Below are 7,896 nucleotides of genomic sequence, written 5' to 3' on the forward strand. Positions count from 1 at the left end.
CAAGCCCGCTGACCCTGGGTCCACTACAACTCCGCCTCCCATAACCACCACCTCTCGGCGAACACGGCGGCCCGACCGAAGAGGCGCGCGGCAGCAGCACCCCCTCCGTGCCCGGTACTCGCCGAGCCCTTGTTCACGGTGCTCCACCCGTACACCTGAGCACGCGTGTAGCAGCTGCCCGGGCGGACCCATGCTCGACGACCATGTCCGCGCGCTAGCAGGCTGCGGGCATGCCGCTAGGAGCCGCTTTCCTGCACCCTTCATACAAGTGTCCGCAGCTGCTCGATCGGGCTCAGGCTGCTCCGCCACTGCCTCCCCCGGCCAGCGGTACTTGCGCAGCGGAGCCGGCCGTCCGCCAGTGCAGCTCTCCTGTCGAGAGCTCAAGCGACCAGGAGGACAGAACACCAGTGTTGCCCAGGCGCTCCAGGGCCGCCGTGAGTTGTTCCTCGGCCAAAGCGCAGACACGGGCGAAGTCCGCGAGGTCGGCACTTCCGCAGGTGCCGCCGGGGGAGAGATGCGCGGTCAGGGCGACGGCGGTCAGCCGCACCGCGGCTGGCTGGGCGCGGGTGGCGGGGGAGTAGGCCGCACACAGAGCCAGACCGGCTGCCTGCGCGCGCAGGGCGCGCCCCGACGCCTGGGTGAGGACCGTCGCGTCCAACAACTGCGCCTGAAGGCCACCCGAAGAGCCCCGCGTGTAGTGCAGCCAGCGGACCTGCTCTAGCTCATGCCACGCCCCGGAGTTCCGACCGGCCAGGAGCATGCCGCGGAGGAAACCGCCGGGCATTCGCACGCGCCCGTACCGGTCCGCGCGCAGCGCACACTGCAGAGCGAGCAGGCGGGCCTGCGGGCCGACGGACGGCGGGAGTGCGGCGGCGAGGTACGAGAGCATGTCGCGGATCCGCTCCCGGGGGCTGAGGCCGGGTGGCGCGGGGGAGTGGTGTCGTCTGCTCCGTACAGGCGAGGCGTCGACCGGTGTCTCGGGGACGATGGCGGCGTCGTGGGTGGCCGCGGCGCAGTTGGTGCAGGCGTCGGTGAGTCGCCACAGGCGCCCTCCCTGTTCGCGGGTCAGGACCAGCACGACGGGGCCGGCGCAGCCGCGATGGCGGGGGTGCCACTGGCAGCCGCGTTCATGGCACTGGCAGGTCCGCAGGTGCCGGGGCAAGGCGGCGAGCCTTGCATGCCCGGCCAGGTGGGCGAGTACGGCCGAGCGGGCTGTCGCGTCTTTCACACGCGCGGCCGTGGGGCCGCACTGGGGGCAGGCGAGTTGAGGACCGCGGGGCTGCGGACGCAGTTCCACGGTCCAGGTGCGCCGCACCGTCAGGTGGGGCGTGCAGAGCCTCATCGGGCCGGCCTTCCTCCTCGACCGTCCAGCCGGAGCCGGGGACGGGCCGCCTGCCGGGGAGTCGGGGCGACGGCCGCACCGTAGTGCAGACCTCTGCCCCATGCGAGATCGCCGCCACCTGCGGAAATAGGGCAGAGGTCTGCACTGACAGGGCAGGGTCCTGCACCGTCCGATGGTGGAGTGACGATCTTGCCGCCCGAACCCAACCTCGACGCGCTGCGCCTAGAACTCGCGCGCCTTCGGGGCGAACGCGGCTGGACCTACGACGAACTGGCCAGCCGGACTGGCCTGTCCAGGCGCACCCTCATCGAAATCGAGCAGGGTCGCACCATCGGATCGCTGCCGAGCTGGCACGCCCTCGGCCACGCCTTCGACGTCCCCCTCGGCGGCCTCTTCGCCGCCCTCTGCGACGGCCACACGCCACCGGGCTGCGGGAAGGAATAGGCCGGACTCCTCGCTCCGCCAGACCACCCGATCCGGTGACGGCACGGGAATGGGCGCTCGAAAGCCGACAGTGCGCCCGCATGGATTGAGCCGGTCGGGGGACAGGACCGGCGCGGACACCACACGCACGGCGCGTCGACTGGAACCTTCACGGCCATGCGCCACACCCAGCCCTCCACGAGCCGCCGCCGGAACAGCAGCCCAGTCCCGCCCCGCCGCCGCGCCCTGCGCGTTGCCACGGACAGCCCCAGCCGCCTGCTCTGCACCGCCCAGAGCGGCCGGTGCGCCCACTGCGGCAACCCAGTCCACTGGTACACCCGCATTGACCACCACCAACCCGTCAGCCTCCACCCGCACGAACTGCCCACCGCAGTCGTGCCCGAAATCCACCGCTGGCACATCGGATCAGGCATCGCCTACCCGGCAGACGACGGAAGCCGCTGGTGCCGCATCGACCACCCCACCCTGTGCCCCGCACGCGACGCCCCCGAATCGCTGACACGCCAGCTCGCCAGTGTGCGACGGCGCCTCGCCCTGCAGACCAGACACCTCCTCAACACCGGATCCTTCGCCCCGCCCGCGCCACAGGCCCCCCTCGGTAGCCCGGACACGGCGCTGCCGTGCCGGCCCGCCAGACCGGTCGTGGACATGCTCCGCGGCCGCTACCTCGCCGCCCGGCCCGTCGAAGACATCCAATGCGTCGCCCAGACCCGCAGACGCACCCGCTGCCTCAACCCCGTCCTCGTCAGCGGGGCCTCTCACGGCATCTGGCGGCTTACTTCCGCAACGCCAGACCGTCACCCACGTGTCTTGTCAGCAGACGAGATCGCCGTCTACGACCTCGGGCACCTGTCCCACGAAGAGCAGGAGCGCTGGCACACCCAACGCTGCCCCCTGCACGCGCTGGCACCCGGAGCGGCAGATGTGACCCTGGCAGACTGGGAGATCTTCGATCCTCTGCTCCACCGCCACCACATCGCCACCCGGCTCCCCGCCGGCGTTCAGAACCGAACTCGAGGGCACCCGTGAGCGCCCCGGGCAGCCGGGGACCGCGCCCCCTCGCCAGCCTGCCCTCAGGACACCCAAGGCAACAGAGCAACGGCCGCCACGGGTAATGCCCCGACGAGCGGCGAGACTCCCCGGCGGTCCACCCAGCCAAAGAACCGCCGCCCCCGTGCGGACGCCATGCCGATCCGACCGCTTCTCTGCACCGAAACGCCGTTGGCGGCTGCCCCCTGACTGCCCCCGGCCCAACTCGACACACCCGCCCACGCTCGGAGCGACCACGTGCTGAACCCCACCGACGAACAGGCACACGCCGCCGACCGCTTCCGCTCCGGTGACCACATGGTCCTCCAGGCGGGGGCCGGCACCGGCAAGACCACCACCCTTGCCCTGCTCGCCACAGCCACCAAAAGCCGCGGCCGCTACCTCGCCTTCAACAAAGCCATCGCCCTCGATGCAGCCAGCCGCTTCCCAGCCCACGTCACCTGCAAGACCGCACACTCCCTCGCCTACGCCGCAGTCGGCCACCGCTACCGGTTCCGCCTGGGCAGCGCCCGCCAGCCCAGCTGGAAGACCGGACAAGCCCTCGGGATCACCAAACCCGTCCGTATCGGAGACAACGACCTATCGGTCAAGGTCCTCTCCCACACCGTCCTGAAGACCCTCACCAGATTCTGCTACTCAGCAGACCCCGCCATCACCAGCCGGCACATTCCGCACCTGCGCGGCCTCGGCAACGCAGACCAGCACAAACAACTCGCCGCCGCCGTACTCCCGTTCGCCCGCAAAGCCTGGAAGGACCTGCAGCACCCCGAACAAGGCGTCGTCCGCTTCGAACACGACCACTACCTGAAGATGTGGGCCCTGTCCGAGCCGAAGATCGACGCCGACTTTCTCCTCCTGGACGAGGCTCAGGACACCAACCCCGTCGTCGAGCAGGTCTTCACCGCACAGCGCGGACACGCCCAGCTCGTCATGGTCGGAGACTCCGCCCAGGCCATCTACGGCTGGCGCGGCGCCACCGACGTCATGACCCGCTTCGACGGCACCCCCCTGGCCCTGACGCAGTCCTTCCGCTTCGGCCCGCACCTCGCCCGCGAAGCCAACCGATGGCTCGCCCTCGCCGGCGCACCCATCCGCCTCCAGGGCACGGAAACAATCCCCACCAGGCTCGACACCGTCGACACCCCCGACGCCGTCCTGTGCCGAACCAACATCGGCGCCATGACCCAGGTGCTCACCCACCTCCAGGCCAGCCGCCGCGTCGCCCTCACCGGCGGAGGGGAAAGCCTGCGCAGCCTCGCGCTCGCCGCCCGAGACCTCAAGAACGGCCGTCCCCCCAGCCACCCTGAACTCCTCCTCTTCTCCTCCTGGGGCGAACTCCAGGACTACGCCGCCTACGACCCGGCCGGCGCCGACCTCCAGCCCTTCGTCGACCTGATCGACACCCACACCCCCGACGCTCTCCTCGCCGCAGTCAGCCAACTCGTCGACGAACAACACGCACAGGTCACCGTGTCCACAGCCCACAAGGCCAAAGGCCGTGAATGGCCAACGGTCCAGATCGGCAACGACTTCAGGCCGCCCAAGGACGCCGAGGAACCCGACGCCCAGGGCCGCCCCGTGCCCGGCCCAATCGACAATGCAGAGGCACGCTTGTCCTACGTTGCAGTGACCCGGGCCAGGTGCTGCCTCGACCTCGGCGGTCTGGCCTGGATCCATGACCACCCCGGCGGCAACCCCGTGTGACGCGGTCTCGGTCCCCGCAGTTTCAGAACCCGGCACGCGTGTCCTCAACGTCCCGGGACAACACACCTAGAGGGGCGGCAGGCCGTCCTCGTACCCCTCGACCTCATAGGTCCTGAGCATCTTGGAGACGGGCTCCCTGATGTTTCCCCGCAGGAAGGGGATCGCGTTGACCAGGTACTCCCGGGCGTCGAGGAGGCTCTCCAGGACCTGGAAGTACACCGCGCCGCGGGTGAGCTCGGTGTCGAACGCGTAGACCTCCTCGACGAACCCGAAGCACCTGCGCAGCAGGTCCTCCTCCCGCTCCGGCGCCGCCAGGGCCGGCTGGAGGACGGGCCTGACCAACCCATCGAGCAGGATCACGTAGAGGTCCAGCTCGCCGTCCGAGGTCGGCAGCGCCTCACCCGGTCCGAGCTCGTACTTCTCCTCCAGGAAGGGCCTCGTCTCGGGAACCGTTTCGAGCATGCGCGCGAGGACGTCATCCGTGATCACAGCCGATCCGCTCCTTCTGTCAGTAGTAGACGACGGGACATTCGCCGAACATCCCACAGCGGAAGGTGGTCCCGGTCGCGGCCTCCGTGGACCCATGGCAGGACCTCCTCTGGAGAGAAGATCACATGAGTGATCCACTTCTGAAATCGTTGGCATAGGCCTCGCGGCGCTTCGCCGTCCACGCCGAGGCCCCGGAGTCCCAGCTTTCGGCGAGCGGGACGAGGTGGTCTACATCGAGGCCGGAGGCCGTGGTGACCCAGGTGTCGTCGTACGGGGAGAACCACCTGCCTCTGGTGAGCTTGCAGCCGGGGGCCGCGATCGCGGGCTGCTCGACGGCTTCTTCCAGGAGGACCTCGGCGCGGGTGTTGCAGCCGTCGTCGGGCAGGCGGCCGGCGTTCCAGTGCCGGAACCCGGTGCGGGTGTATCCGTCGCGGACTCAGCGGCGGCGCGGATCCGGTCGATCCCGTCGAAGAGCGACGCCCTCTCGCGTACGGCGGAGATGGTCAGGGTGGAGGTGAAGGCCCCCTTGCCTTCGGCGGCATGGGCTGGCGTGGCGGTGGCGAGCAGGGGTAGGACGGACAGCGTGAGCGCGGGCACGGCCCGCTGAAGCAGCTTCTTGATCACGAATCCGGTTGTAGCCGGACAACCCGGCCTCGCAGGAGAGGAACAGTGCGCCCATCACCCGGGCGGTCGCGACGTTTCACCGAAGAAACGGAACTCCAGACAGCCGAGTGCTGCGGCGTACGGGAACTGGAGTGGCTCCCCGGTGCCGGGCCGGGTGGGGCGTGGCGCGGTCAGGGATGGAGGTAGCTGTGGAGGTAGCCGCGGGCCGCGGTCTCGTTGGTGCCCAGCGCGGTCGCCACCTGCTCGAGCGGGACCTCCCCGGCGACGACCTCGCCAGCCGCGTCCTGGCCCACCTGGGCGATCATGTACCGCAGGTCGGCCAGGGCCTTCAATGCGACGAGCGGCTCCTCGATGGCCAGGCCATTGAGCCGGCGGACGAGTTCGGTGAGGAGACCGGTGAGTTCCGCCGGGAGTTGGACGGCCGCGTCCCGGATCACCGACAGATGCGCGTCGTAGTCCTTGATCGGCCCGGACAGGTCGACGTCCGCCCCGTACAGCGGCCTGTCCTTGGGGAGGGTGGTCCAGTGGAGGGGGTACTCGGCCATGCCCCGCCAACCGCACGAGCAGCTGCCCCGCAGGAGGGCGGCCCGGGGCCGGCCGAACCGGCCGTCATAGGCGTGCCACTCGGTCGATGACGGCATGGACGGACCGCTGCCGACGTCGAAGTAGACCGGGCCCGGCTCGCTGCCGTCGGCCAGCAACACCCCCACCGATCCCTCGTGCGCGGCTCCCATCGCCTGTAGCACCCTGTCCATGACGACCATCCCCTCCTCGTGGCGCGCGGTCGGGCCGGCCGGCAGGCCGGTCCGCGACGTCCAGGCTGCCCCGACCGGCCCGCCCACGCACAGGCATCCCCCCGAAAGCGGCCCATCGAGCGACGCCGAAAACGGGTTTGAGCCAGCCGCCCGGCCTGGGAACGCTCCGACTACCCTGACCAGCATCTGGGGCCCCACTGGCCTCACCAGCCCCGCAGCACAACACCGGCGGCGGGGACGTGGCCGCCCCTTTCCGCCGATGTGGGACTGCAGGGCGGTGCGATGTCGCCTGGCCGCGGGCGCCGGCTGCGCGACAGCGGCAGTCAGGCCCGCGGCGGCGGGTGCGGCCGTGGCCGGTGGTTGCGTAGCGCCGAAGAGGGCTCGCCCCTTCACCGGGCTGCTGCAGCCCGGGGGCCGTTGCCGGGGGCCTCAGGACAGCGGGGTCGGTTTGCGGGGTGGGGGTACGGCGCGGAGGAGTTCCCACAGGGGGCGGGAGCCGGCGGCCCACTGGGCGAGGAGGTGGCGGTCGACCAGGTGCAGGCGCTGTGACTTGGCGAAAGTGACGGCGTTGCTGGTGATGCGGCCGTTGGTGAGCATGACCAGCACGTCACCTCCGTGGACCTGTCGGCCGGTGCCGTTGAGGACGTGGAGGTCGGGGGTGCCGACAGGCTTCCCTGACCAGCCAGCCTTGCGATGCTTGCACTGGATCACCCAGCGCCGGCCGTACGGATCGGTGGCTTTCACATCCGCACCGTTGTCGCCGCGGCCGCCGACCTGGAGGGCATCCGAGCAGCCGTCGCGGTGCATCAGGTCCCGCACGGCGAACTCGAACTGCCGGTGGTGCAGCCGGTCGAGCTGCTCGACCGCGTAGCGCAGACCTTGGGAGCGCACCCGCTCCCACTGCGCTGCCTCCCTCCGCCGCCACACCCACCCCCCGCCCGCGGCCGCCACCGCCAGGAGCATGAGCACCACCACCCAGGGATGCGCGGCCAGCCACTGCAGCATGCCCACCACCACACTGAGTACCACCACGCCCACCAGGGCGAACAGCCCGAGCTTCTCCAGGTCCGCGTTCTGACGCCTGCGGGGACGCCGGCCGCGGCTCGAACGCCGTACGGGCGGGCGCCGGCTCACGGGGTGCTCCCCGGGGTGGGGAAGACGATCGGATACGAGACCGTCGGCGTCGGCACCACGACCGGCGTGTCCCACCCGGGCCACTTGATCGGATACACCGTCGACTGCGGCCCCGGCACCTGCTCCACCGGGGCAGCGCCGCCTATCGGCTTGCTGCCAAGAACGAACATCGCCAGCACGAACATGACGAGCAGGCCGACCTGCTTGCTGGAACCGGCGGGGTTCCGCCAGTGCGCCCGCACGATCGACCCGTTCCGTAAGTGGTTGTTTTTGAAGGCTGGTTTTGGGGTCTGGCTGGCTGGATGATCTGGGTCGTGGGCTCTGGTGGGGTGGGCCGGCGGTACTGCCGTGAGT

General features: G+C 70.5%; 8 protein-coding genes and 2 pseudogenes. 4 read left to right on the plus strand and 6 right to left on the minus strand.

What is annotated here, in order from left to right:
- Window positions 1-292: 292 nt before the first annotated feature.
- Window positions 293-1,342, minus strand: coding sequence for a hypothetical protein (locus tag ACWGIF_RS29765; protein ID WP_453502089.1), 1,050 nt, complete (start codon window positions 1,340-1,342; stop codon window positions 293-295).
- A gap of 180 nt (window positions 1,343-1,522) precedes the next feature.
- Between ACWGIF_RS29765 and ACWGIF_RS29770 the strand changes: the two genes are divergently transcribed.
- From ACWGIF_RS29770 to ACWGIF_RS29785, 4 genes and pseudogenes are all read left to right on the plus strand, one after another.
- Entirely contained in the window at window positions 1,523-1,786 is a 264-nt protein-coding gene (locus ACWGIF_RS29770; RefSeq protein WP_453502091.1) for a helix-turn-helix transcriptional regulator, read from the plus strand.
- Between the two features lie 156 nt (window positions 1,787-1,942).
- Window positions 1,943-2,329: pseudogene (locus ACWGIF_RS29775) on the plus strand (DUF6083 domain-containing protein); the annotation flags it as partial.
- A gap of 267 nt (window positions 2,330-2,596) precedes the next feature.
- The gene (locus tag ACWGIF_RS29780; RefSeq protein ID WP_453502106.1) at window positions 2,597-2,815 is read left to right on the plus strand and encodes a hypothetical protein; all 219 of its coding nucleotides are present in this window, start codon (window positions 2,597-2,599) and stop codon (window positions 2,813-2,815) included.
- Between the two features lie 261 nt (window positions 2,816-3,076).
- A complete protein-coding gene (locus ACWGIF_RS29785; protein WP_453502105.1) occupies window positions 3,077-4,540 on the plus strand; it encodes a UvrD-helicase domain-containing protein in 1,464 nt (487 codons plus the stop codon).
- A gap of 66 nt (window positions 4,541-4,606) precedes the next feature.
- On the opposite strand, the gene ACWGIF_RS29790 is transcribed toward ACWGIF_RS29785, so the two are convergent.
- The 5 genes and pseudogenes from ACWGIF_RS29790 to ACWGIF_RS29810 all read right to left on the minus strand — a co-directional run.
- Window positions 4,607-5,029 (minus strand): DUF7674 family protein, encoded by a 423-nt coding sequence (locus ACWGIF_RS29790; RefSeq protein WP_453502092.1) that lies wholly within the window; start codon window positions 5,027-5,029, stop codon window positions 4,607-4,609.
- 145 nt (window positions 5,030-5,174) lie between these two features.
- Window positions 5,175-5,530, minus strand: a pseudogene (locus ACWGIF_RS29795) (HNH endonuclease); the annotation flags it as partial.
- 293 nt (window positions 5,531-5,823) lie between these two features.
- On the minus strand, window positions 5,824-6,408 hold the full coding sequence (locus ACWGIF_RS29800) for a hypothetical protein (RefSeq protein WP_453502094.1): 585 nt from the start codon (window positions 6,406-6,408) through the stop codon (window positions 5,824-5,826).
- 429 nt (window positions 6,409-6,837) lie between these two features.
- The gene (locus ACWGIF_RS29805) at window positions 6,838-7,542 is read right to left on the minus strand and encodes a restriction endonuclease (protein ID WP_453502095.1); all 705 of its coding nucleotides are present in this window, start codon (window positions 7,540-7,542) and stop codon (window positions 6,838-6,840) included.
- A partial coding sequence (locus tag ACWGIF_RS29810; RefSeq protein WP_453502097.1) for a hypothetical protein occupies window positions 7,539-7,896 on the minus strand: 358 nt, incomplete at its 5' end. The genes ACWGIF_RS29805 and ACWGIF_RS29810, both read right to left, overlap by 4 nt.

It is taken from the genome of Streptomyces sp. NPDC054849 (assembly GCF_053610945.1).